The organism is Mesorhizobium sp. P2_B5 (assembly GCF_056404775.1).
In genome coordinates, this window is the sequence record NZ_JBFUDJ010000001.1 from 312,438 (window position 1) to 333,126 (window position 20,689).

Sequence of the window (20,689 nt, forward strand, 5' to 3'; positions counted from 1 at the left end):
ATCACGTTTTGCAAATGTGAGGATTACTCATATTTTCAAACAGAGGAAAAACCACAATGACTGACACCAAACCAATCCTGATCCTCGGCGGCACCGGCAAGACCGGCCGTCGCCTCGCCGAGCGGCTGACCGCACAGGCCGTTCCCGTGCGCATCGGCTCGCGCTCCGGCAGCCCACGCTTCGACTGGGAGGTTCCGGCGACCTGGGGGCCGGCCCTGCAAGGCGTGCGTGCCGTCTACATCAGCTACTATCCCGACATCGCCGTGCCGGGCGCCGCAGATACCGTCGGCGCCTTCGCCAGGCTTGCAGTGGCCAGCGGCATCACCCGCCTGGTGCTGCTCTCCGGCCGCGGCGAGACGGAGGCCCAGCGCGCCGAGGAGATGGTCAAAGCTTCGGGCGCCGACTGGACGATCCTGCGCTGTGCCTGGTTTTCGCAGAACTTCAGCGAAGGCTTTCTCATCGAGTCCTTGCTCGGGGGCGAAGTAGCCCTGCCGGTCGGCACTGTCGGCGAGCCCTTCATCGATGCCGACGACATTGCCGACGCCGCCTTTGTCGCGCTGACCGAACAAGGCCATGTCTGCCAGCTCTACGAGCTGACCGGGCCGCGGCTGCTGACCTTCGCCGACGCGGTCGCCGAGATCGCCAGGGCTGCCGGGCGCGACATCCGTTACGTCAAGGTCTCGCATGACGAATTCGCCACCGCGATGGCCACATATGAACTGCCGCCCGAAATCACCTGGCTGCTCAACGAGCTGTTCACCGAAGTGCTTGACGGCCGCAACGAGACGCTGACCGATGGCGTCCAGCGTGTGCTCGGCCGTGCGCCGAAAGACTTTTCCGCTTACGCACATGAAACCGCCGCAACCGGCGTGTGGAGCAACTGAGATGATCAAGCTTCTTCCCACCCTCACCATCATTGCTGCAATCGGTTCGGGCGTCGTCGGCGGCGTGTTCTTCGCCTTTTCCAACTTCGTCATGGCGGCGCTTGCCCGGCTGCCCGTCCCTCAGGGCATTGCGGCGATGAATTCGATCAACATCACGGTTATCACCCCGACCTTCATGACGGCGCTGTTCGGCACCGGCCTGCTCTGCCTGGTGCTTATCGCCGCCGCCATCATGGGCTGGAGCCAGTCCGGCTCGTACTGGTTGCTTGCCGGCGCGGTGATCTACCTGATCGGCAACCCGATCGTGACCATGGTCTTCAATGTGCCGCTCAACGATGCGCTCGCCGCCGTCGACCCAGCCAGCGCCAATGGCGCCGCCGTGTGGGCGGACCATCTGAACCAATGGGTGATGTGGAACCACGTCCGCACCATCACCGCCATCGTGTCGATGGCCTGCTTCATCTTCGCATTGCTCTAGGAGGCGTTGTCTGAAAGCAAAAAGACCCCGCTCAGGCGGGGTCTTTTTGCGTGTGACCCTTGCGGTCGGAGTGGCCGAGATCGCGGTCCGGATCGATGACGTCGCGCACCAGCTGCTTGAGCTTGGCGGCGTCGGGAAAGCCGCCGTCGCGCTTGCGGTCCCAGACCAGCACCTCGTTGCAGGAAATGGTGAAGATGCCGCCGGTGCCCGGCACCAGCGTCACTTCGCCCAGATCCGTACCGAAGGTCGAGAGCAGCTCCTGCGCCATCCATCCGGCGCGCAGCAGCCACTGGCACTGCGTGCAATAGGTGATGCGGATGGTGGGGAGTTCGCTCATGTCCGAGTTTCGATCACGCCGCGCTGAGCTTGGCCATCGTCTCGTCGTCGACCTCGAAATTGGCGTAGACGCTCTGCACGTCGTCATCGTCTTCGAGCGTCGCGACCAGCTTCATCAGCGACTGGGCGCGTTCTTCGTCGACCGGAACATTGTTCTGCGGCTGCCAGATCGGCTTCACCGATTCGGCCTCGCCGAGCGAGGCTTCCAGCGCCTTCGACACTTCGCCCATGCTCTCGAAGGCACAGTAGATAGTATGGCCTTCCTCGTCCGATTCCACGTCATCGGCGCCGGCCTCGATCGCCGCGTCCATCACCTTGTCGGCGCTGCCGACGGAGGCCGGATAGTAGATTTCACCGGCGCGGTTCCACATGAACGACACCGAGCCGGTTTCGCCGAGCGCCCCGCCGGCCTTGGTGAAGGCGGCGCGTACGTTCGATGCCGAACGGTTGCGGTTGTCGGTCAGTGCCTCGACGATCAGCGCCACGCCGCCCGGCCCGTAGCCTTCATAGCGCACCGCTTCGTAATTCTCGGCATCGCCCATCGACGCCTTGTTGATGGCGCGCTGGATGTTGTCCTTCGGCATCGACACCGCCTTGGCGTTCTGGATGGCCAGGCGCAGGCGCGGGTTCATCGACGGATCCGGCGTCCCGCTCTTGGCGGCGACGGTGATTTCGCGCGCCAGCTTGGAAAACATTTTCGACCGCACCGCGTCCTGGCGGCCCTTGCGGTGCATGATGTTCTTGAACTGTGAATGGCCAGCCATGGCACCCCTGTCGTCTTCGGCTAGAGCATCGCGAAGCGAGGCGGCGATACCCGGTCTTCCCGCAAATGCTCGAATTAAATTCAGAACGTCTCTCGCATGCCTGCGAAGGCATACGGCGTTCTCTGTCGGAATGGCCGGCTTATAGATAAATCGGCTCAATTCGTCCAGACACGGCGTTCACAGCGCCCCGGCGAGCAGCTTCAATGCCCGCGACCTGATTTCCTGCGCCGCCGCGCCAGCATGTTGAGTCCTTCGACCAACGCCGAAAAACCCATCGCGGCGTAAATATAGCCCTTGGGCACATGGTAGCCCATGCCGTCGGCGATCAGCGTCATGCCGATCATCAGCAGGAAGCCCAGCGCCAGCATGACAATGCTCGGGTTCTTGGCGATGAAATTGGCCAGCGGCCCGGCCGCCAGCATCATCACGCTCACCGCCACAATGACCGCGATATACATGATGGCGATCTCGTCGGTCATGCCGACGGCGGTGATGATGGAATCGATCGAGAAGACGAGGTCGAGCAGCAGTATCTGGAAGATGGCGCCGGCAAGCGAGATCTGCAGTGTCTCGCCCATCATCGTGTCCTTGTGGTCTTCCGGGTCGACCGTGTGATGGATTTCCTTGGTCGCCTTCCACACCAGGAACAGGCCGCCGGCGATCAGGATCAGGTCGCGCCAGGAAAAGCCGTGGCCGAAAGCGGTGAACACCGGCGTCGTCAGCTGGACGATGATGGAAATGGTGGCAAGCAGCACCAGCCGCATGATCAGCGCCGCCGAGATGCCGAGACGGCGGGCGCGGGCGCGCTGCGCTTCCGGTAATTTGTTGGTCAGGATCGAGATGAAGATCAAATTGTCGATGCCGAGCACGACCTCGAGCACGATTAGCGTCAGCAACGCGACCCAGGCGGTGGGGTCAGAGACAAATTGAAAATGCGGTGCCAGGAATTCAACGAGCTGCATGGAGGTCGTCCCCTCTACGATCTAGAGCAGTTTCGTCGCCAGTTAGGTACTATATTCCAGCATATCAATGTCACGACCAGAAGGATGGTGCGGTTTCTTCAAGCCGAGGCCCGCGACGAAACGGCGCGATCTTCTCGGTCAGGCCCGTGCGGTCGGAAATAGTGACGCCGATGCCACACAATGTCGCCGGTCCGGTCGCCGCCTCGAAGCGGCCTTTCGGCACTTTCGACAGGAAGCGGTTGAGCGGTTCTTCCTTGTCCATGCCGAGCGAGGAATCATAGTCGCCGCACATGCCTGCGTCGGACATGTAGCCGGTGCCGCCATTGAGGATCTGGTGGTCGGCCGTCGGCTGGTGCGTGTGGGTGCCGATGACAAGGCTGGCGCGGCCGTCGACGAAATGCGCGAAGCACATTTTCTCCGAAGTCGCCTCGGCGTGAAAGTCGATGACCACGGCATCGGCCTGCTCGCCCAGCGGACAGGCGGCCAGCTCGCGTTCACCGGCCTGGAACGGATCGTCGAGTTCGGGATGCATGAACACCCGGCCCATAATGTTGGCGACCAGCACGCGCGCGCCGTTTTTGGCGATGTAGACCCCGGAGCCGCGCCCCGGCGTGCCCTTGGGAAAATTGGAGGGACGCAGGAAACGTTCCTCGCGCGGCGCAAAGATCAGCGCGTCGCGCTGGTCCCAGACATGGTTGCCGGTGGTGACGACATCGGCGCCGGCGGCGATGGTGTCGCGAAAAATATCTTCGGTGATGCCGAAACCACCGGCGGCGTTCTCACCATTGACGATGACGAAATCGAGTTTGAAATCGGAGATCAGGCCGGGCAGTTGTTCCCACACCGCCGTACGTCCCGATTTGCCCACCATGTCGCCGAGGAAGAGAAGTCTCATGCGGCGCTGCGCGTGCCGAGCGCCCGCGACACCGTTTCCGGCTCCTTGGCGATAACCCTGAGATAGGCCTGCGCTGCCTGGTCCGGCTCGGTTCTGCCTTGCTCCCAGTCGCGAAGCGTCCCGAGCGGAATGAGGTAGCGGATCGAAAACTCTTCCTGCGTAAGATGCAGAGCGCGGCGGATGACTTTGACGCCCGCAACAGGCGTCAGCCGATCCACGCTCACGGGAGGATTGTCTGCATCAGCCAACGCGCCCGCCTCGGCCGCAGCATCGCTCATGGCGCGCAGCCGATCCCAGTCGGTCTCAGATTCGTGCTTCGTCATACGCTTGCTGCTCATGGAGTGTCGCCTTCCTGGCGGAGATCAGTCTTATTCGGTCGCTATGCTCGGTGTAAACCACTGTCAGCACTACGCCATTGACGATACCTATGCTGACGAACCGCTCTTCCTCATAAATCATGGAGCGGTCGATGTAGTGCAGCGCGTAAATGCCATTGAAGAGGCGGCAAGCATCGGAGAATGCCACACTATGCTTGGCAACATTACCGGCTGCTTTCTCATCGCCCCATTCGAATTCAAGCATGCAGACCTACTGGAATTCAGTAGTATCGGCCGGATGGTCACGCGCGTCAAGCGATGACACGGTGCAACACGCCGTTCTGGTCCTAACGCCGGCCGAAAGTGCCGCGCTGCGGTTGCGGCTGTCCCGCGCTTGGGACGCGGCCGGCCGAAGACATCGTCGGCGGCGCGTTGCGTCCGCGCAGCCAGAAGAACCAGACGTAGAAAGCGGTGAACCCGCCCGTACCGGCAAAGAGCAGCAACCCGCCGCGCCAGCCCTTCATTGCGGCGGTATCGAGGGACGATGGATCGGTGGGGTCGTAGTACAGTTCCACCTGGTCGCCTTTGGACGCGGTGTAGAGACCAACGTCCTTTCCCTTGCCGGACCAGCTCATCGGCGCATCGTTGGCGACATAGCCGATGGCGACATTGATGCCTTTCGTGGCCATGCCGTTTTTCTGCGTTTCGGTATAGGAGCTGACGTCCGTCACGGTGGCAACCGTCTGATGCCAGGCGAACTGGTGATGCAGGGCGGTTCCGACAATGTGCAAGCCCATCGCGAACAGCGTCACCGCGATGAGGACGAACGGCATCAGCAGGAAGCGCGATAAGACAAACATCATGGCCGCCATCGACTCGGGTCGTATTGAGCAAAATACTACCCCGGCATGTCTTGGAAACGCGTTAAGCGGATCGCGACTTCTTAAGCGATATCGAAGCGGCGTAAGCCGCTCTCGGTGAGTATTTCCGGAATGACGACGTCATGTGGCTCGTCGGGAACCCGCGCTACCTCCTGGCAGTCGAAGGCGATGCCGATCAATCGGGGTTGGCGCCCCATGGCGTGCAGGCGCGCGATCGCCCGGTCATAGTGGCCGGCGCCGTAGCCAAGGCGATGGCCGCGGGCATCGAAAGCAGCGAGCGGCACCAGCATCACCGCGGGATCGAGAACCTCGGCTTCCTCATGCGGACCGACCGTGCCAAAACCCATCTCGACCATCGGCGCGCCTCGCACCAGTTCGCGAAAGACGATTGTGGTCTTGTCGAGAATGGCCGGCAGGCAAAGCCTGGCTCCCTTCTCGCGCAAGGCAAACATCAGCGGCCTGACGTCGACTTCCGACCGCATCGGCCAGAAGGCTGAAACGATCTGGCCGGGCTCGATAGCGAGGTGATCGCGCGCCGTCTCGGCCATCTCAAGCGCTATCTCCACCCGCCACATCGGATCGAGCGCATCGCGGCGGCCGAGAGCTTCGCGGCGCAGTTGTTTCTTCAGGTCTTTTAAGGATGTCATGCGCTGAACGATAGAAAAGGTCGGTTTCTGGCGGCGTTTTAGGAGCGACGTTTTCTACCGCATCATCCACCAAATGCGTGGATGCAGGCAAGAAGTGACGATCCACACAACCGGTGGAGAGAGCGATCCCGGGAACCTACAAAGTAGGTGGGCGCCGTATGAGAAAACCCACGGGTCTTCCCAGGGACAGCTCCCTAAGGATCGTTAAGGCCCCGGGGAAAATGTTCTCCTGCCGGGAAGCACAGACCGTCCCCCCCAATATAGGCCGCTGGTTGGTCCAGCGCCAGTGACACGAGCCGATGTTTCCATTTCGGATGCACGCCCTTTTCGTCGCGACCGGCTCGCCCTTGCACAGGCCGGGCGGCGTCCTTACGGTCGCGATGACCAACCGAGGAGCAAGCATGCGTTTTGAAGGCACGGCGGCCTATGTCGCCGACAAGGATCTGATGGTGGCGGTCAATGCGGCGATCGCGCTGGAGCGGCCCTTGCTGGTCAAGGGCGAGCCCGGTACTGGCAAGACCGAACTTGCCAGGCAAGTGGCGGCGGCACTCGGCCTCGACCTGATCGAATGGCACGTCAAGTCGACGACGCGCGCGCAGCAAGGACTCTATGAATATGACGCGGTCTCGCGGCTGCGCGATAGCCAGCTCGGCGACGAGCGCTTCAACGACATCAGGAACTACATCAAGCGCGGCAAGCTGTGGGAGGCGTTCGCGGCCGGCAAGAAGGTCGTGCTGCTGATCGACGAGATCGACAAGGCCGACATCGAGTTTCCGAACGACCTGCTGCAGGAACTCGACCGGATGGAGTTCTTCGTCTACGAGACCGGCGAAACGATCCGCGCCGCGGTCCGACCGATCGTCATCATCACCTCCAACAATGAGAAGGAACTGCCGGACGCCTTTCTGCGCCGCTGCTTCTTCCACTACATCCGCTTCCCCGACGTCGACACGCTGCACAAAATTGTCGACGTGCACTATCCCGGCATCAAGCAGAATCTGGTGCGCGCGGCACTCACCCAGTTCTACGAAATCCGCGAGGTGCCCGGCCTGAAGAAGAAGCCGTCGACCTCGGAAGCGCTCGACTGGATCCGCCTGCTGGTCGCCGACGACATAGCACCCGAGGATCTGCGCGCCGACCCCAAGAACGCGCTGCCCAAGCTGCACGGCGCGCTGTTGAAGAACGAGCAGGATGTGCATCTGTTCGAACGCCTGGCTTTCATGGCCAGGCGGCAGGGATGAGGATCATTCGGCCGAGTTGACAGCTGTGAGCCGGTTTCCACCGCTCACTCGGCGGGAACAAACTCTGTCTCCTGCGGCGCGACGCGCTTCGGTCCGAAGATGACAAAGCCGATGACCGACAGGGCAAGAACACCAATCCCGCAATAGAGCATGACCCAGCCGAAGCCATTGACCAGAGCGTCGCGCACGATGGCGCCGGAGGGGTCGAGGGTTGCGAGCTCAGGCGTCCCTTGCGCAAGGTCGTGGAGATTGCCGGTGGCGATCCTTTCCGCCAGCGCGCGCACCGCGCCTGGGCTCAAAGCTGTGCCAAGTGCGCTGCTGAGATAAGAGACGATACCCTGCGTCAGCAACAGGCCGAGCACCGCAATGTTGATGGCGAGCGTGATCAGGCGTGCGCTGATATCGATGCCGGACGCCATGCCGGCGCGATCCGGCGACACCGCGCCGGTCGTGGTGTTGGTGGTCGGCGAATTGGTGAGGCCGATGCCGATGCCGGCGATCAGCGTGCCGGGCAGCATGGTCAGCCATGTCGCCCCCTCGATCCGGGAGCCGATCCACATGGCGATGAAGCCGATCCCCAATGTCAAAAGGCCGAGCGGGATGGCGATCCGCGCCTGATAGCGCGCGCGAATGCGCTCGGCGATCGGCGGCATCACCATGAAGGGCAGCGTGTAGACGAGCAGCAAAAGGCCGGTCGTCGTGCTGTCATAGCCGAGTACGCCCGAATAGTAGATCGGTAGATAGATGATGAACGGCCAGTAGCTGAAATTCATGCCGATGGCGCCCATGATCGCGCCGGAAAACTGGCGGACGCGGAACACCGAAAAATCGAACATCGGATAGGCATTGACCCTCTCGGCGACGAGGAAAGCGATGAAAGCCGCCATCGACGCCGCAATCACGCCGATACGAGCGCTAGCTCCGAGATCCGCACCTTGCGTGATCAGATAGGAGAAGCCGAACACAGCCGCTGACAGCGTCAGCATGCCGGCCCAGTCGAGCTTCTGGGCGTTGTGATCGCGCGATTGCGTGACGCCGGCGCCGATGAAGGCGAGCGCCAGGATCGCCAGCGGCACGTGGATGAGGAAGACCCACTGCCAGTTCGACAGCGCCACGATCAGACCGCCGATGGCTGGACCGAACCCAAGCCCGATGCCCGCGACGACGCTCCAGGCGACAAAAGCCTTGCCGCGCGCCTTTCCGTCCTGGAACTGGTGCGACAGCACCGCCACGCTGCAGGTCAGCATCGCGCCGCCGGCAAGACCTTGCAGGAAGCGGGCGGCGATCAGCAGCGGGGCGCTGGGGGCGAGGCCGCACAGCAGCGAAGCGAGGCCGAAGGCGACGGTGGTGATCACCATCACGCTCTTGCGGCCGAAACGGTCGGCCAACGTCCCCGTCGCCATCAGCACCGTGGTGCAGGCAATGGTGTAGGCATTCATGATCCACTGCAAATCCTTGAAGTCGGCGGCGAGCACGCTTTCCAGTTTCGGCAGGATGACCGGCACGCTGGAGATTTCGAGCCCGAACAGCAGCGAGGCCAAGCACACGCCGGTAAGCGCAATGGTGTTTCGTTGAATGGGCAACGGCATATCGATCTCTCTCCATCGGAACATGGGGCGGCGAAGCTCTTCAAACCGCGATCAGGCTGAAATAGAGGAGACTTGACCATGAAAAAAGGCTATGGTCGGCTATATCAGAAATGACAAATTGGCATGCTGCCCAATGGAAGGTTGTAAATGACCAGCCTTGATGTCGATGCCGTCCGCACCTTCGTGATGGTGGCCGACCTGCAGAGCTTCACCCGCGCCGCTGCAGCGCTCGGCAGCACGCAGGCCACGATCAGCGTCAAGCTGCGCCGTCTCGAGGAAAAGCTCGGAGCGCGGCTGATCGAACGCACGCCGCGCCGCGTCAGCCTGTCGGCCAAGGGCGCTGTTTTCCTGCCCTCCGCACGCGATTTCCTGGCCGCGCATGAGCGCGCCATGGCCGAGTTTGCCGAAGCACCTTGCCGGCTCGCGCTCGGCTTTGTCGATCATGTCGCCGGCCCCGAGCTTTCCGTCCTGATTGCCCAGCTCCATGCGCACGATCCCTCGCTCACGCTCAGTTTGAGGATCGACACCAGCACCATTCTGAAGGAATCGTTCGATCGCGGCGAACTGGATGCGATCATCGTACACCGCGAAGGCGACAGCCGTCCGGGCCGGACCTTGTCGCGCAACCACTATGGCTGGTTCGCGACCCCTTCCTTCGAATGGCAGCGCGGAACGCCGTTACGCCTGGCGCTTCTAAGCACGATATGCAGCTGCCCGGACCGTGTGCGAGCGGTCGAGACGCTGGACAAGGCAGGCATAGCCTGGGAAGAGGCCTTCGTCGGCGGCGGCGGGGCGGCCGTCAACATTGCTGTATCGGCGGGCTTTGCCATTTCGGCGCTGGCCCACCGGGTCGTTCCTCCCGGCCTGGTCGAGGTTGGCCGCAAGCTTGGCCTGCCGCCGCTTGACCCGTCCGAAGTGGTGCTGCATTCGCACGCACTGGCACCACGAGCGCGCGAGGCCCTGCATGTGCTGGCGACCGCATTTCGCGAGTACAATTCGCCGGTGGTATAGGCGAAGCTGTACCTGATCTGATTCCGCCGGAACGGGTCATGCTTTGGAGGAACCTAAATGACCGAGATCACCGTCCGCCCGCTGGCGCAGGCCGACCATGCCGACTGGCGGCGTCTGTGGACCGCCTACCTCACCTTCTACGAAACCAAGCTGCCGGACGAGGTGTATGACATCACCTGGAAACGGCTGTTCACTGACGGAGAATTCGAGCCGAAGGGTTTTATCGCCACGCTCGACGGCAAGGCGGTCGGCCTGACCCACTATCTCTACCATCGCTCCGGCTGGTCCGAAAAAAACAACTGCTACCTGCAGGACCTGTTCGCCGACCCTGATGTGCGCGGCAAGGGCGTGGGTGCGGCGCTGATCGAAGCGGTAAAGCAGGAGGCCGGCAAGATCGGCGTCAAGAACGTCTACTGGATGACCCACGAAACCAACACCACCGCGCGCAAGCTCTACGACCGCGTTGCCCGGCGGACTGGCTTCATCGAGTACGATCTGCTGTAGATAGCCCATGTTCATCCCTTTCTTCCTCGAACTGAAGGCCGCGCGGGTACCCGTTTCGCTCAGGGAATATCTGTCGCTGCTGGAGGGGCTGGAAGCCGGTCTGGTCGATTATGACGTCGAGGGTTTTTATTACCTCGCCCGCGCCGCTTTGGTGAAGGACGAGCGTCATATCGACCGCTTCGATCAGGTGTTTGCGCATGTCTTCAAGGGCATCGAGGCGCTGGGCGGACCGGATGCGGTCGATGTCGCCAACATCCCCGAGGAGTGGCTGCGCCGTCTCGCCGAAAAGCACCTGACAGAGGAAGAGAAAAAACTGGTCGAGGCGCTCGGTGGTTTCGACAAGTTGATGGAGACGCTGAAGCAGCGGCTCGAGGAACAAAGAGGCCGGCACCAGGGCGGATCGAAATGGATCGGCACCGGCGGCACTTCGCCTTTCGGCGCCTATGGCTACAATCCCGAAGGCGTGCGCATCGGCCAGCACGAAAGCCGCAACCGCCGTGCGGTGAAGGTGTGGGACATGCGCGAGTTCAGGAATTTCGACGACGCCGTAGAGCTCGGCACCCGCAACATCAAGGTGGCGCTGAAGCGGCTGCGCCGGTGGGTGCGCGAGGGCGCGGAGGAAGAGTTCGACCTGCCCGGCACCATCCATGCCACCGCCGAGCACGGCTATCTCGACGTGCAGACGCGCCCCGAACGGCGCAATGCTGTGAAGCTTCTGATGTTCTTCGATGTCGGCGGCTCAATGGACGACCACATCAAAAGCGTCGAGGAGCTGTTTTCGGCCGCCCGCGCCGAGTTCCGCCAGCTCGAATATTTTTACTTCCACAACTGCCTCTATGAGGGCGTGTGGAAGGACAACCGCCGCCGCCATGCCGAGGTGATTTCGACCTTCGACCTGCTTCACAAATACGGTCCGGACTACAAGGTGATCGTCGTCGGCGACGCCTCGATGAGCCCTTACGAGATTGCGCACCCCGGCGGTTCGGTCGAGCACTGGAACCCGGAAGCCGGCGCCGTCTGGCTCGGCCGCCTGCTGCAACAATGGCCGAACGCGGTCTGGCTGAACCCCGAAAACCAGAAGAACTGGGGCTTCACCCACTCGATCGCGATGATCCGCGATATCTTCGGCGGCCGCATGTTCCCGCTGACGCTGGCCGGGCTCGAAGCCGCGACCAAGCAGCTCTCACGCAAGCATTGAGCCCCAAACACGCCTCTGCGCTGGGCAGGCGTGTAACAAATGCATATGTTGGTGCGAATACTGGCTGCAACCAACAACAAGCCGCCAAGGCTGAGGAGATTGGATGGATACCCACACCTACCCCGTTACCCGCACTGACGCCGAATGGCGTGCCCGGCTGACGCCGGAGCAGTATGCCGTCATGCGCGGCCACGGCACCGAACGGCCCGGAAGCTGCGCCCTGCTCTACGAAAAGCGCGCCGGCACCTTTTCCTGCGTCGGCTGCGACCAGCCGCTGTTCGAATCCAAGCTGAAGTTCGAGAGCGGCACCGGCTGGCCGAGCTTCAACGACCCGGTGCCGGGTTCGGTCGAAAACACCGTCGACCGCAGCTACGGCATGGTCCGCACCGAATGCCACTGCGCCCGCTGCGGCAGCCATCTCGGCCATGTCTTCGAGGACGGCCCGCCGCCGACCGGCCTGCGCTATTGCATCAACGGCGTGGCGCTGAAATTCGAGCCGGCGGCTTAAACCGCAGCGCGGTCATCATCTCTTGGAAAGGGCGGCTCCGGCCGCCCTTTTTCGTGCCCTGCCGGCGTCTCAAACAACGACCACCAGGATCAACCATAGCGCGGAACCGAGCATCATCAGCGAGGCCTTGGCGCCGCCGGCCTTTTCCGCGACTCGCCAGACGGCCAGGGTCAGGAATATGTTGTAGGGCACCGGCGCGAAATGCACGGCCAGCACCACGGCCAGCGGCAGCTTCAGCCCGAGCAGGACGAGCGCGACCACCGACGACGCGACGTTGATCGCGGTGCCGACAACGACCAGGTCGCGCCAGAACAGACGATCGAGCGACACGGCACCGTGCCAGCGGGAGCGGAAGAAGCCGGCCGTTCCGCCCATCTTGCCGTCTTCGCTTTCCGCGGGTCCTGGCATCAGCTCAACTCTTTCATTCGGAACGATCCCGGGCGCGGCAGGCGCGCATGATGATCGCGTAGAAGCATATGGCCTGGCGATCGCCGTCAAACAATCGCGAAATCTTTCCGGATGGCCCCTTGCCGGCATCCGCCGCGAAGCTACCTTGCACAACGTGCCGTTCCTTCATCCCGGTCGCCTGCGAGGGAGGTCTTTGATGAGCGACAAAAGCTACAATGTGCTGTTCTTGTGCAACGCCAATGCGGCGCGCTCGATCATGGGCGAAGCCATCCTCAACCGGGTTGGCGCCGAGAAATTCAAGGCCTTCTCCGCCGGGTCGCAGCCGAAGGGCACCGTCAATCCCTACGCGCTGCAGCTGCTTGAGAGCCTCAACTACGACACCGGCTTCGCCCGCTCAAAAGGCTGGGACGAGTTCGCAAAACCCGACGCGCCGGAAATGGATTTCGTCTTCACCGTCTGCGATAGCACCGCCAACGAGACCTGCCCGGTCTGGCCCGGTCACCCGATGACCGCACTGTGGGCGATACCGGATCCGGCCAAGGCACAAGGCACCGACGCCGAAATGCATCTGGCCTTCGCCGATGCCTATCGCATGCTCAACAACCGCATATCGCTGTTCACCAACCTGCCGATGGACGCGCTGGACCACATGGCGTTGCAGCAGCATCTGGATGAGATCGGCCGCGACGCGCCGAAGCCGAATTAGAGCAATTCCAGGAAAAGTGTGAGCGGTTTTCCCGGGAAAAGCGCGTAGCGCTTTCCCTTGGGAATTGCGTCAAAACAAAGAGATAGAGCGTCTCGCCGTTTCCGTTAAACGGTGAAACGCTCTAGCGCCAGGTGGCCTCGGCTTGCCCCAGAACGTCGGTGACCGCCCGCTCGAAGCGCGAGCATTCCGTCACCAGCCAGTCGGCCATGGCCGGCCAGTTGTCCTCGGCAAAGCAGTTCACCCGCCACATCGAATTGATGCCGAGACCCTCGCAGCTCTGCTCCGGCCTGAGCTTCAGCCTGCCTTCGATCGCCGGCTGGAAAGGCTTCAGCCGCGACCAGGCTTCAGTGGCGCCGAACTTCTCGTTACGGCCGAAGAAGACGCCGACATGGTTTTGCGCCGGCGCGACATACATGGACAGGACCAGGGCGAAGTCCGGCAGCCCGCGCTGCCAGAACCAGGGACCGCGCCGCGCCATGGATGCGCGTTCCTCCGGATGCCGTTCGGCGAACAGCGCCCAGAAGTTGCGTTGGCGGAATTCAGAGGCGCGGCGGGCGCCAAAGTCGAATTCGCTCATGGTTCAACCCGTCGAAAGGCGCCGCTATCGACGCCCGGAGGCTGCCCCGGCCTTACACCATGCCGAGCGCGGCCTTGTACAGATCGAGGATGGATTCTTCCTCTTGGCGCTCGGCCTGGTCCTTCTTGCGCAGCCGGATGATCGAGCGCATCGCCTTGGTGTCGAAGCCGGTGCCCTTGGCTTCGGCGAACACCTCCTTGATGTCGTCGGCGATGGTCTTCTTTTCTTCCTCGAGCCGCTCGATGCGCTCGATGAAGGCGCGCAACTGGCCGGCGGCAACAGTCTGGCTGGTCTCGGTGATGTCGTCGGCCATGTTTTTCTCCGCTTCTTTTTAGGCGCCGCGATTCTGGCGCGGCAAAATTGGAGCGGGTTCGATGCCCGAGCGGGCGCGGCGGGTCAAGCCATTATCGATGCGGCATGAAGAGTTCCGCACGCCTTAAGGCGTGTTGAGATTCAGGTCAGGCCGAGCCGAAAATGGTGGCTTCCGAGAACCGGAGCGGAGCGTACTCAAAGTACGTGAGCACCGGAAGCGCAGGACGCCGCCGTTTGCAGGCCCGGCCTCACCTGAATATCAGTACGCCTTAGCCAAAGGCGATCAGCAGATCCTTCGCGTCGATCTGATCGCCGGCCTTGACCAGCACTTCGGCGATCGTGCCGTCGCGCTCGGCATGCAGCGCCGTCTCCATCTTCATGGCTTCGATGGAGAGCAGCACGTCACCAGCCTTGACCGCCTGGCCGGCGGCAACCGCAAGCGCGGAGACCACGCCCGGCATCGGCGCGCCGACATGCGCCTCGTTGCCGGGCTCGGCCTTGCGCCGTGCCTTGGCCGCCGAGGCGCCGTGCGCCCTGTCCGGCACCCGGACGCGGCGTGGCTGGCCGTTGAGCTCGAAAAACACGGTGACCATGCCCTTCTCATCGACATCGCCGATGGCAAGGCAGCGCACCACAAGCGTCTTGCCTTTCTCGATGTCCAGGAAGATCTCGTCCTCGGATTTCATGCCGTAGAAATAGGTCGGCGTCGGCAACACGCTGACCGGCCCGTAGGTCTCCTGCGCGGCGGCAAAGTCGGTGAACACCTTCGGATACATCAGCCAGGACGCGAATTCGTACTCCGAGAGCTTGCGCTCCAGCTTCTCCTCGATTTCCTTGCGGCTGGCCTTGAGGTCGGCCGGCTTGAGCAGCGAGCCCGGCCGCACGGTGATCGGCTTGTTGTCCTTCAGCGCCTTCTTCTGCAGCTTCGCAGGCCAGCCGCCGGGCGACTGGCCGAGATCGCCGCGCAGCATCGAGATGACCGAGTCCGGGAAGGCGATGTCCTTGGCCGGGTTTTCGACGTCGGCGACGGTGAGGTCCTGGCTCACCATCATCAGCGCCATGTCGCCGACCACCTTGGATGACGGCGTCACCTTGACGATGTCCCCGAACATCAGATTGACGTCGTGATAGGCTTGGGCCACCTCGTGCCAGCGCGTCTCCAGCCCGAGCGAGCGCGCCTGTTCCTTGAGGTTGGTGAACTGGCCGCCCGGCATCTCGTGCAAATAGACCTCCGAGGCCGGCCCCTTGAGGTCGCTTTCAAAGGCGGCGTACTGGTTGCGCACCGCTTCCCAGTAGAACGAGATGTTGCGGATCCATTGCGGGTCGAGGCCGGGATCGCGCTCGGTTCCCTTCAGCGCCTCGACAATCGAGCCGAGGCAAGGCTGCGAGGTGTTGCCGGAGAAGGAATCCATCGCCGCATCGATGGCGTCGACGCCGCTTTCCACGCCCGCCAGCACCGTCGCCGCCGACAGGCCTGACGTGTCGTGGGTGTGGAAGTGGATCGGCAAATCGGTCGCCTCTCGCAGCGCCTTGAACAGCACGCGTGCGGCGGCCGGCTTCAACAGCCCCGCCATGTCCTTGACGGCGATGATGTGGGCGCCCGCGGCCTGCAATTCCTTCGCCAGCCCGACATAGTATTTGAGGTCGTATTTGGCGCGCGCCGGATCGAGGATGTCGCCGGTGTAGCAGATCGCCGCTTCGACCAGCTTGCCCTCGGCGCCCACCGCGTCCATGGCGACGCGCATATTCTCGACCCAGTTCAGGCAGTCGAAGACGCGGAACAGGTCGACGCCGCCAACCGCTGCCTGTTTGACGAAATGCTGCACGACATTGTCGGGATAGTTGGTGTAGCCGACGCCGTTGGCGCCGCGTAGAAGCATCTGCAGCAAAAGGTTGGGAGCGGCCTCGCGCACTTTGCTCAGCCGCTCCCACGGATCCTCGGTGAGGAAGCGCATGGCGACGTCGAAAGTGGCGCCGCCCCAGCATTCCAGCGACAGCAGCCGCGGCAGTGCCCGCGCATAGGTGCCGGCAATCCCGGCAATGTCATGCGTGCGCATGCGGGTGGCGAGCAGCGACTGGTGGCCGTCGCGCATCGTCGTGTCGGTGACCAGCACCTCTTTTTGCTCACGCATCCAGGCAGCAAATTTCTCCGGCCCCAGCGCGTCGAGTTTCTGCTTGCTGCCGCCCGGCACATTGCCGTTGAGATAGGGCACGACGGGCGCTGCCGCATCGGCCTTCGGCATCGGACGGCCGCGGGTTTCGGGATGGCCGTTGACGCTGACGTCGGCCAGATAGTTGAGCAGCTTGGTGGCGCGGTCCTGGCGCTTGACCTGCGCGAATAGCTCCGGCGTCGTGTCGATGAACCTGGTCGTGTAGGAATTGTCAGCGAAGCGCGGGTGATTGATGATCGCCTCGAGGAAGGTGAGGTTGGTCGCCACGCCGCGGATGCGGAACTCGCGCAAGGCCCGGTTCATGCGGGCGATCGCCTCTGCCGGTGTCGGCGCCCAGGCCGTCACCTTCTCCAGCAGCGGATCGTAGAAGCGGGTGATGACCGCGCCCGAATAGGCGGTGCCGCCGTCGAGGCGGATACCGAAACCGGCGGCTTCGCGATAGGCGGTGATGCGGCCGTAATCCGGAATGAAACTATGCTCCGGATCCTCGGTGGTGATGCGGCACTGCAGCGCGTGGCCGTTCAGCCTGATGTCGGCCTGCGCCGGCACGCCCGACTCCTTCGTGCCGATGGCAAAGCCGTCCAATATGTGGATCTGCGCCTTGACGATGTCGATGCCGGTCACCTGCTCGGTGACGGTGTGCTCGACCTGGATGCGCGGATTGACCTCGATGAAGTAGAATTTGCCGGTGTCGGCGTCCTGCAGGAATTCCACCGTGCCGGCGCCGATATAGCTGGTCTCGCGTGCGATCTTGAGCGCATAGCCGCAAAGCTCCTGGCGCAATGCCTCGCTGAGGTAGGGCGCCGGCGCCCGCTCGACGACCTTCTGGTTGCGGCGCTGGATCGAACAGTCGCGCTCGAACAGATGCACGGCATTGCCGTGCGTGTCGCCAAGCACCTGGACCTCGACATGGCGGGCGCGCTCGATCAGCTTTTCGAGATAGACCTCGTCCTTGCCGAACGCGGCCTTGGCCTCACGTTTGCCTTCGGTGACTTCGCGGACCAGATCGGCCTCGGCGCGGATGGCGCGCATGCCGCGCCCGCCACCGCCCCACGATGCCTTGAGCATCACCGGATAGCCGATTTCCTTGGCCAATTTCTTGACCGCGTCCATGTCGTCCGGCAGCGGGTCGGTTGCCGGGATCACCGGCACGCCGACCTCGATGGCGAGATTGCGCGCGGCGACCTTGTTGCCGAGCCGGCGCATCGTGTCTGGCTTCGGGCCGATAAAGGTGATGCCGGCCTCGGCGCAGGCATCTGCGAATTCAGGGCTTTCCGACAAAAGGCCATAGCCCGGATGGATGGCGTCGGCGCCGGACAACTTGGCGACGCGGATCACTTCCTCGATCGACAGATAGCTTTCGATCGGCCCCATGTCCTTGGCCAGATGCGGCCCGCGCCCGACCTGGTAGCTTTCATCGGCCTTGAACCGATGCAGCGAATATTTGTCCTCCTCGGCCCAGATCGCCACGGTTTTGAGGCCGAGCTCGTTGGCCGCGCGAAAGACGCGGATGGCAATTTCGGACCGGTTGGCGACGAGGATCTTCGTGATGGCCAAGGAAGAAGGCTCCGGACAGGGAGGGATGGGCTCAGCAATGATTAACGCGAAAATGCTGCAGTGCAACCAAAATCGGGAGGCGATTAAACCGATTTAAATGGATTCTAGCACTGCAAAGCGAAAGACTGCGTGCGAATGGCGTCGCCAAGTGACGCGAATTGTCATCCCGCGCACAATCCGCTCCCGGCCAATGGTTCTTTTTTAGCCAATGCCGTCGCTACGCGCTCCGGCAGGTTAAAAGAAAAATGCCCGGCGCAAGCGCCGGGCATTTCGTAGGGATTGCGTTATCCGATCAGGTCTTCGGCAGCCAGGTGATCTTGCCGTCCGGACCCTTCTTCCACTCGTACATGATGTAGCCCGGGAGCTTCGGATCGCCCTTCTCGTCATAGGCGAGGTCGCCCAGAACGGTCTTGAACGGACCCTTCTCATGCATCGCCTTCGCCACTTCCACCGGGTCGTTCGACTTGGCCACGGCAGCGGCCGCAGCAATGACCTGCATGGCAGCGTAGGAGTAGAGCGTGTAGGCTTCCGGCTCAAAGCCCTGGGCGCGGAACTTCTCGACCAGTGCCTTGTTCTCGGGGATCAGGCGCGGATCCGGGCCGAAGGTGTTGAGCGTGCCGATAACCGCGTCGCCGGCGATCGCAGCCAGCTCGTCGGTGACGATGCCGTCGCCCGACATCAAGGTAGCCTTGAGGCCCTGGTCAGCCGACTGGCGGATGATCAGGCCGGCTTCGGTGTGCAGGCCGCCCCAATAGATCAGGGTGACGCCGGCGTCCTTCATCTTGGCGATCAGTGCCGAGAAGTCCTTGTCGCCGACATTGACGCCTTCGTACATGACTTCCGTCAGGCCGGCTGCGTTCATCGCCTTCTTGGTTTCGTCGGCAAGGCCCTGACCGTAGGGGGTCTTGTCGTGGATGACGGCAACCTTGGCGTCCTTGAAGTTGGCCGCAATGTAGGCGCCGGCGATGCCGCCCTGCTGGTCGTCGCGTCCGCAGGTGCGGAACACGTTCCACAGGCCGCGCTCGGTGAATTTCGGGTTGGTCGCCGCTGGGGTCACTTCGACGATATTGTTGTCGACGTAGACTTCCTGCGACACCGGAATCGAGACGCCCGAGTTGAAGTGGCCAACCACGAACTTGACGCCATCGCCGACGAACTTGTTGGCGACCGAGATGCCTTGCTTCGGATCGGAGACGTCGTCGCCGACTTCAAGCTTGATCTGCTCGCCATTCATGCCGCCTGCTGCGTTGATATCGGCGACAGCCGCTTCCGTACCCTTCTGCAGCTGCGCACCGAAGGCCGCATTCGGGCCGGTGATCGGACCGGCGACGCCGACGAGGACATCAGCCCATGCGTTACCGCCGAACGCGACAAGCGCGGTCAGGGCAACGGCGGACAAAAGTGATTTCTTCATTTAAACGCTCCCATTTACGAGGTGGGCGTGGATGATACTTTCATGCGATGCCCACCCTTATCGCAGAAAGCGTACTTTGCCGATTTTCAGGCCCTTGTCACGCCGATTCATCCCCGGAACGGCGTTAATGATGAACGTCAGCCTTTCGGTTTCCAGCTTAAGATCGAAGCACGTTCGTAAAGCCAATTATACTGCGTCACCATCTGGTTGGTGCGCGTGTATTGATAGCCGACAAACCCCAATATCATGAGCACGATTGTGTCCACGACATAGTATTGCAGCGAAAACATTGTACCGCCGAACAGGGCATGATGGATGAACCTGATGCCGATGCCGAGCCCCAGCAGGTAGGCGAACAGCGTCGGCAGGCTGCGCCATGTCTGGGCGCTTGCCTTGCCGGTCATCCATGCCGCCCAGCCGCCGAGCAGACAGGTGACGAAGAAGAACTGCCAGATGGAAGGTTCCTCGTGAAGAATGCCTTGCATCGTGAAGACTCCCTAGCATGATCCCGAAAAGTTGCAGACTTTTCGGACAAAGGTCATGCGACAAACAAACAAATTGGAGCGGAATACTGTATGCATGGATTCCGCTCCAAACTCAGTGATGGCCGCCTTCGAGATAGGCCGCGCGCACTTCCGGATTGGCGAGCAATTCCTTGCCGGTGCCGCTCATGGTCACGTTGCCGTTGACCATGACATAGCCGCGCGTGGCGAGCTTGAGCGCGCCGAAGGCGTTCTGCTCGACCAGGAACACGGTCAGCCCTTGCGTGCGGTTCAGCTCGCGGATGGCGTCGAAGATCTGCTTGACGATCAGCGGCGCCAGGCCCAGCGACGGCTCGTCGAGCAAAAGCAGCTTCGGCCGCGCCATCAGCGCGCGTCCGATCGACAGCATCTGCTGCTCGCCGCCCGACAGCGTCCCGCCGCGCTGGGCAATGCGCTCCTTGAGGCGCGGGAACAGTGTGAACACCTTCTCGGCATCCTCGTCATAGTGCTTGAGGTTGTCGAGACCGGCGCCCATCTGCAGGTTTTCCATCACCGTCATGCGCGGGAAAATGCGCCTGCCCTCCGGCGACTGCGCGATGCGCATGCGCGCGATCTCGTGCGTCGGCATCTGGGTGATGTCGGTGCCCGCGAAAGTGATGGTGCCGGCGCGAGCCCGCGGCGCCCCGAAGATGGTCATCATCAGCGTCGACTTGCCGGCGCCGTTGGCGCCGATCAAAGCGACGATCTCGCCCTCGTTGACGTGGACATTGACGCCGTTCAGCGCCTTGATGTTGCCGTAGTAGGTCTCGACGCCCTTGATGTCGAGCAACGTTGTCTCGGCCATCAT

Annotated in this window: 24 protein-coding genes and 1 other RNA gene; 8 read left to right on the forward strand and 17 right to left on the reverse strand. The window is 62.5% G+C overall.

Annotation, left to right across the window (positions count from 1 at the left end; all coding sequences use genetic code 11):
- Positions 1 to 56: 56 nt before the first annotated feature.
- Together AC1D1N_RS01600 and AC1D1N_RS01605 are read left to right on the forward strand one after the other, a co-directional pair.
- Positions 57 to 884 carry an NAD(P)H-binding protein gene (locus AC1D1N_RS01600; protein ID WP_477346236.1) on the forward strand — a complete coding sequence of 276 codons (828 nt, stop codon included), beginning with the start codon at positions 57 to 59 and terminating at the stop codon, positions 882 to 884.
- 1 nt (position 885) lies between these two features.
- On the forward strand, positions 886 to 1,362 hold the full coding sequence (locus tag AC1D1N_RS01605; RefSeq protein WP_436261816.1) for an anthrone oxygenase family protein: 477 nt from the start codon (positions 886 to 888) through the stop codon (positions 1,360 to 1,362).
- 31 nt (positions 1,363 to 1,393) lie between these two features.
- Here the strand turns inward: AC1D1N_RS01605 and AC1D1N_RS01610 are convergent, their stop codons facing one another.
- The 9 genes from AC1D1N_RS01610 to ssrS all read right to left on the reverse strand — a co-directional run bounded on the left by AC1D1N_RS01610 (position 1,394) and on the right by ssrS (position 6,415).
- Positions 1,394 to 1,699 carry an Rdx family protein gene (locus AC1D1N_RS01610; protein ID WP_352556710.1) on the reverse strand — a complete coding sequence of 102 codons (306 nt, stop codon included), beginning with the start codon at positions 1,697 to 1,699 and terminating at the stop codon, positions 1,394 to 1,396.
- Positions 1,700 to 1,712: 13 nt separating this feature from the next.
- Positions 1,713 to 2,462, reverse strand: a complete 750-nt coding sequence (locus AC1D1N_RS01615) for a YebC/PmpR family DNA-binding transcriptional regulator (protein WP_112559692.1) — start codon at positions 2,460 to 2,462, stop codon at positions 1,713 to 1,715.
- 200 nt (positions 2,463 to 2,662) lie between these two features.
- Positions 2,663 to 3,424, reverse strand: coding sequence for a TerC family protein (locus AC1D1N_RS01620; RefSeq protein ID WP_477346237.1), 762 nt, complete (start codon positions 3,422 to 3,424; stop codon positions 2,663 to 2,665).
- Positions 3,425 to 3,494: 70 nt separating this feature from the next.
- Positions 3,495 to 4,319, reverse strand: coding sequence for a TIGR00282 family metallophosphoesterase (locus tag AC1D1N_RS01625; protein ID WP_352556712.1), 825 nt, complete (start codon positions 4,317 to 4,319; stop codon positions 3,495 to 3,497).
- Positions 4,316 to 4,657: a helix-turn-helix domain-containing protein gene (locus AC1D1N_RS01630; protein ID WP_477346238.1), complete on the reverse strand. Its 342-nt coding sequence runs from the start codon at positions 4,655 to 4,657 to the stop codon at positions 4,316 to 4,318. The genes AC1D1N_RS01625 and AC1D1N_RS01630 overlap by 4 nt, the downstream gene beginning before the upstream one ends.
- On the reverse strand, positions 4,623 to 4,901 hold the full coding sequence (locus AC1D1N_RS01635) for a BrnT family toxin (protein WP_477346239.1): 279 nt from the start codon (positions 4,899 to 4,901) through the stop codon (positions 4,623 to 4,625). Before AC1D1N_RS01635 ends, AC1D1N_RS01630 begins: the two co-directional genes overlap by 35 nt.
- Positions 4,902 to 4,983: 82 nt before the next feature.
- Positions 4,984 to 5,499, reverse strand: a complete 516-nt coding sequence (locus AC1D1N_RS01640; protein WP_477346240.1) for a hypothetical protein — start codon at positions 5,497 to 5,499, stop codon at positions 4,984 to 4,986.
- Between the two features lie 80 nt (positions 5,500 to 5,579).
- A complete protein-coding gene (locus AC1D1N_RS01645) occupies positions 5,580 to 6,164 on the reverse strand; it encodes a 5-formyltetrahydrofolate cyclo-ligase (protein WP_112559697.1) in 585 nt (194 codons plus the stop codon).
- A 95-nt stretch (positions 6,165 to 6,259) separates the two neighbouring features.
- Positions 6,260 to 6,415: non-coding RNA, 6S RNA (gene ssrS, locus AC1D1N_RS01650), on the reverse strand.
- A 150-nt stretch (positions 6,416 to 6,565) separates the two neighbouring features.
- Between ssrS and AC1D1N_RS01655 the strand changes: the two genes are divergently transcribed.
- Positions 6,566 to 7,405 (forward strand): AAA family ATPase, encoded by an 840-nt coding sequence (locus AC1D1N_RS01655; RefSeq protein ID WP_192252435.1) that lies wholly within the window; start codon positions 6,566 to 6,568, stop codon positions 7,403 to 7,405.
- A gap of 44 nt (positions 7,406 to 7,449) precedes the next feature.
- Here the strand turns inward: AC1D1N_RS01655 and AC1D1N_RS01660 are convergent, their stop codons facing one another.
- Positions 7,450 to 8,994, reverse strand: a complete 1,545-nt coding sequence (locus tag AC1D1N_RS01660; protein ID WP_477346241.1) for an MFS transporter — start codon at positions 8,992 to 8,994, stop codon at positions 7,450 to 7,452.
- Positions 8,995 to 9,141: 147 nt separating this feature from the next.
- Between AC1D1N_RS01660 and AC1D1N_RS01665 the strand changes: the two genes are divergently transcribed.
- From AC1D1N_RS01665 to msrB, 4 genes are all read left to right on the forward strand, one after another.
- Positions 9,142 to 10,005: a LysR family transcriptional regulator gene (locus AC1D1N_RS01665; protein ID WP_477346242.1), complete on the forward strand. Its 864-nt coding sequence runs from the start codon at positions 9,142 to 9,144 to the stop codon at positions 10,003 to 10,005.
- A 57-nt stretch (positions 10,006 to 10,062) separates the two neighbouring features.
- Complete coding sequence (locus AC1D1N_RS01670; protein ID WP_203280531.1) at positions 10,063 to 10,509, forward strand: GNAT family N-acetyltransferase; 447 nt, start codon at positions 10,063 to 10,065, stop codon at positions 10,507 to 10,509.
- A 7-nt stretch (positions 10,510 to 10,516) separates the two neighbouring features.
- Positions 10,517 to 11,707, forward strand: coding sequence for a vWA domain-containing protein (locus tag AC1D1N_RS01675; protein ID WP_477346243.1), 1,191 nt, complete (start codon positions 10,517 to 10,519; stop codon positions 11,705 to 11,707).
- A gap of 103 nt (positions 11,708 to 11,810) precedes the next feature.
- Positions 11,811 to 12,215 (forward strand): peptide-methionine (R)-S-oxide reductase MsrB, encoded by a 405-nt coding sequence (gene msrB, locus AC1D1N_RS01680; protein ID WP_013529102.1) that lies wholly within the window; start codon positions 11,811 to 11,813, stop codon positions 12,213 to 12,215.
- 69 nt (positions 12,216 to 12,284) lie between these two features.
- Here msrB and AC1D1N_RS01685 read toward each other — a convergent pair whose 3' ends face one another.
- Complete coding sequence (locus AC1D1N_RS01685; protein WP_436261825.1) at positions 12,285 to 12,623, reverse strand: hypothetical protein; 339 nt, start codon at positions 12,621 to 12,623, stop codon at positions 12,285 to 12,287.
- Positions 12,624 to 12,819: 196 nt separating this feature from the next.
- Between AC1D1N_RS01685 and AC1D1N_RS01690 the strand changes: the two genes are divergently transcribed.
- The gene (locus AC1D1N_RS01690; protein ID WP_436261826.1) at positions 12,820 to 13,329 is read left to right on the forward strand and encodes an arsenate reductase ArsC; all 510 of its coding nucleotides are present in this window, start codon (positions 12,820 to 12,822) and stop codon (positions 13,327 to 13,329) included.
- Positions 13,330 to 13,450: 121 nt separating this feature from the next.
- On the opposite strand, the gene AC1D1N_RS01695 is transcribed toward AC1D1N_RS01690, so the two are convergent.
- The 6 genes from AC1D1N_RS01695 to AC1D1N_RS01720 form a co-directional block, all read right to left on the reverse strand.
- A complete protein-coding gene (locus tag AC1D1N_RS01695; protein WP_436261827.1) occupies positions 13,451 to 13,906 on the reverse strand; it encodes a hypothetical protein in 456 nt (151 codons plus the stop codon).
- A 52-nt stretch (positions 13,907 to 13,958) separates the two neighbouring features.
- Complete coding sequence (locus tag AC1D1N_RS01700) at positions 13,959 to 14,219, reverse strand: DUF2312 domain-containing protein (RefSeq protein WP_023719653.1); 261 nt, start codon at positions 14,217 to 14,219, stop codon at positions 13,959 to 13,961.
- 268 nt (positions 14,220 to 14,487) lie between these two features.
- Complete coding sequence (gene pyc / locus AC1D1N_RS01705) at positions 14,488 to 17,946, reverse strand: pyruvate carboxylase (RefSeq protein ID WP_477346244.1); 3,459 nt, start codon at positions 17,944 to 17,946, stop codon at positions 14,488 to 14,490.
- 292 nt (positions 17,947 to 18,238) lie between these two features.
- Complete coding sequence (locus AC1D1N_RS01710; RefSeq protein ID WP_112559706.1) at positions 18,239 to 19,360, reverse strand: branched-chain amino acid ABC transporter substrate-binding protein; 1,122 nt, start codon at positions 19,358 to 19,360, stop codon at positions 18,239 to 18,241.
- 137 nt (positions 19,361 to 19,497) lie between these two features.
- Positions 19,498 to 19,845 carry a DUF6867 family protein gene (locus tag AC1D1N_RS01715; protein ID WP_352556725.1) on the reverse strand — a complete coding sequence of 116 codons (348 nt, stop codon included), beginning with the start codon at positions 19,843 to 19,845 and terminating at the stop codon, positions 19,498 to 19,500.
- Positions 19,846 to 19,957: 112 nt separating this feature from the next.
- Positions 19,958 to 20,686, reverse strand: a complete 729-nt coding sequence (locus AC1D1N_RS01720; RefSeq protein ID WP_477347348.1) for an ABC transporter ATP-binding protein — start codon at positions 20,684 to 20,686, stop codon at positions 19,958 to 19,960.
- Positions 20,687 to 20,689: the final 3 nt, after the last annotated feature.

Excerpts from the sequence above, each read along its gene's own strand:
- AC1D1N_RS01600 (WP_477346236.1), top strand. The coding sequence starts at position 57 with ATGACTGACACCAAACCAATCCTGATCCTCGGCGGCACCGGCAAGACC.
- AC1D1N_RS01605 (WP_436261816.1), top strand. The coding sequence starts at position 886 with ATGATCAAGCTTCTTCCCACCCTCACCATCATTGCTGCAATCGGTTCG.
- AC1D1N_RS01610 (WP_352556710.1), bottom strand. The coding sequence starts at position 1,699 with ATGAGCGAACTCCCCACCATCCGCATCACCTATTGCACGCAGTGCCAG.
- AC1D1N_RS01615 (WP_112559692.1), bottom strand. The coding sequence starts at position 2,462 with ATGGCTGGCCATTCACAGTTCAAGAACATCATGCACCGCAAGGGCCGC.
- AC1D1N_RS01620 (WP_477346237.1), bottom strand. The coding sequence starts at position 3,424 with ATGCAGCTCGTTGAATTCCTGGCACCGCATTTTCAATTTGTCTCTGAC.
- AC1D1N_RS01625 (WP_352556712.1), bottom strand. The coding sequence starts at position 4,319 with ATGAGACTTCTCTTCCTCGGCGACATGGTGGGCAAATCGGGACGTACG.
- AC1D1N_RS01630 (WP_477346238.1), bottom strand. The coding sequence starts at position 4,657 with ATGAGCAGCAAGCGTATGACGAAGCACGAATCTGAGACCGACTGGGAT.
- AC1D1N_RS01635 (WP_477346239.1), bottom strand. The coding sequence starts at position 4,901 with ATGCTTGAATTCGAATGGGGCGATGAGAAAGCAGCCGGTAATGTTGCC.
- AC1D1N_RS01640 (WP_477346240.1), bottom strand. The coding sequence starts at position 5,499 with ATGATGTTTGTCTTATCGCGCTTCCTGCTGATGCCGTTCGTCCTCATC.
- AC1D1N_RS01645 (WP_112559697.1), bottom strand. The coding sequence starts at position 6,164 with ATGACATCCTTAAAAGACCTGAAGAAACAACTGCGCCGCGAAGCTCTC.
- AC1D1N_RS01655 (WP_192252435.1), top strand. The coding sequence starts at position 6,566 with ATGCGTTTTGAAGGCACGGCGGCCTATGTCGCCGACAAGGATCTGATG.
- AC1D1N_RS01660 (WP_477346241.1), bottom strand. The coding sequence starts at position 8,994 with ATGCCGTTGCCCATTCAACGAAACACCATTGCGCTTACCGGCGTGTGC.
- AC1D1N_RS01665 (WP_477346242.1), top strand. The coding sequence starts at position 9,142 with ATGACCAGCCTTGATGTCGATGCCGTCCGCACCTTCGTGATGGTGGCC.
- AC1D1N_RS01670 (WP_203280531.1), top strand. The coding sequence starts at position 10,063 with ATGACCGAGATCACCGTCCGCCCGCTGGCGCAGGCCGACCATGCCGAC.
- AC1D1N_RS01675 (WP_477346243.1), top strand. The coding sequence starts at position 10,517 with ATGTTCATCCCTTTCTTCCTCGAACTGAAGGCCGCGCGGGTACCCGTT.
- msrB (WP_013529102.1), top strand. The coding sequence starts at position 11,811 with ATGGATACCCACACCTACCCCGTTACCCGCACTGACGCCGAATGGCGT.
- AC1D1N_RS01685 (WP_436261825.1), bottom strand. The coding sequence starts at position 12,623 with ATGCCAGGACCCGCGGAAAGCGAAGACGGCAAGATGGGCGGAACGGCC.
- AC1D1N_RS01690 (WP_436261826.1), top strand. The coding sequence starts at position 12,820 with ATGAGCGACAAAAGCTACAATGTGCTGTTCTTGTGCAACGCCAATGCG.
- AC1D1N_RS01695 (WP_436261827.1), bottom strand. The coding sequence starts at position 13,906 with ATGAGCGAATTCGACTTTGGCGCCCGCCGCGCCTCTGAATTCCGCCAA.
- AC1D1N_RS01700 (WP_023719653.1), bottom strand. The coding sequence starts at position 14,219 with ATGGCCGACGACATCACCGAGACCAGCCAGACTGTTGCCGCCGGCCAG.
- AC1D1N_RS01710 (WP_112559706.1), bottom strand. The coding sequence starts at position 19,360 with ATGAAGAAATCACTTTTGTCCGCCGTTGCCCTGACCGCGCTTGTCGCG.
- AC1D1N_RS01715 (WP_352556725.1), bottom strand. The coding sequence starts at position 19,845 with ATGCAAGGCATTCTTCACGAGGAACCTTCCATCTGGCAGTTCTTCTTC.
- AC1D1N_RS01720 (WP_477347348.1), bottom strand. The coding sequence starts at position 20,686 with ATGGCCGAGACAACGTTGCTCGACATCAAGGGCGTCGAGACCTACTAC.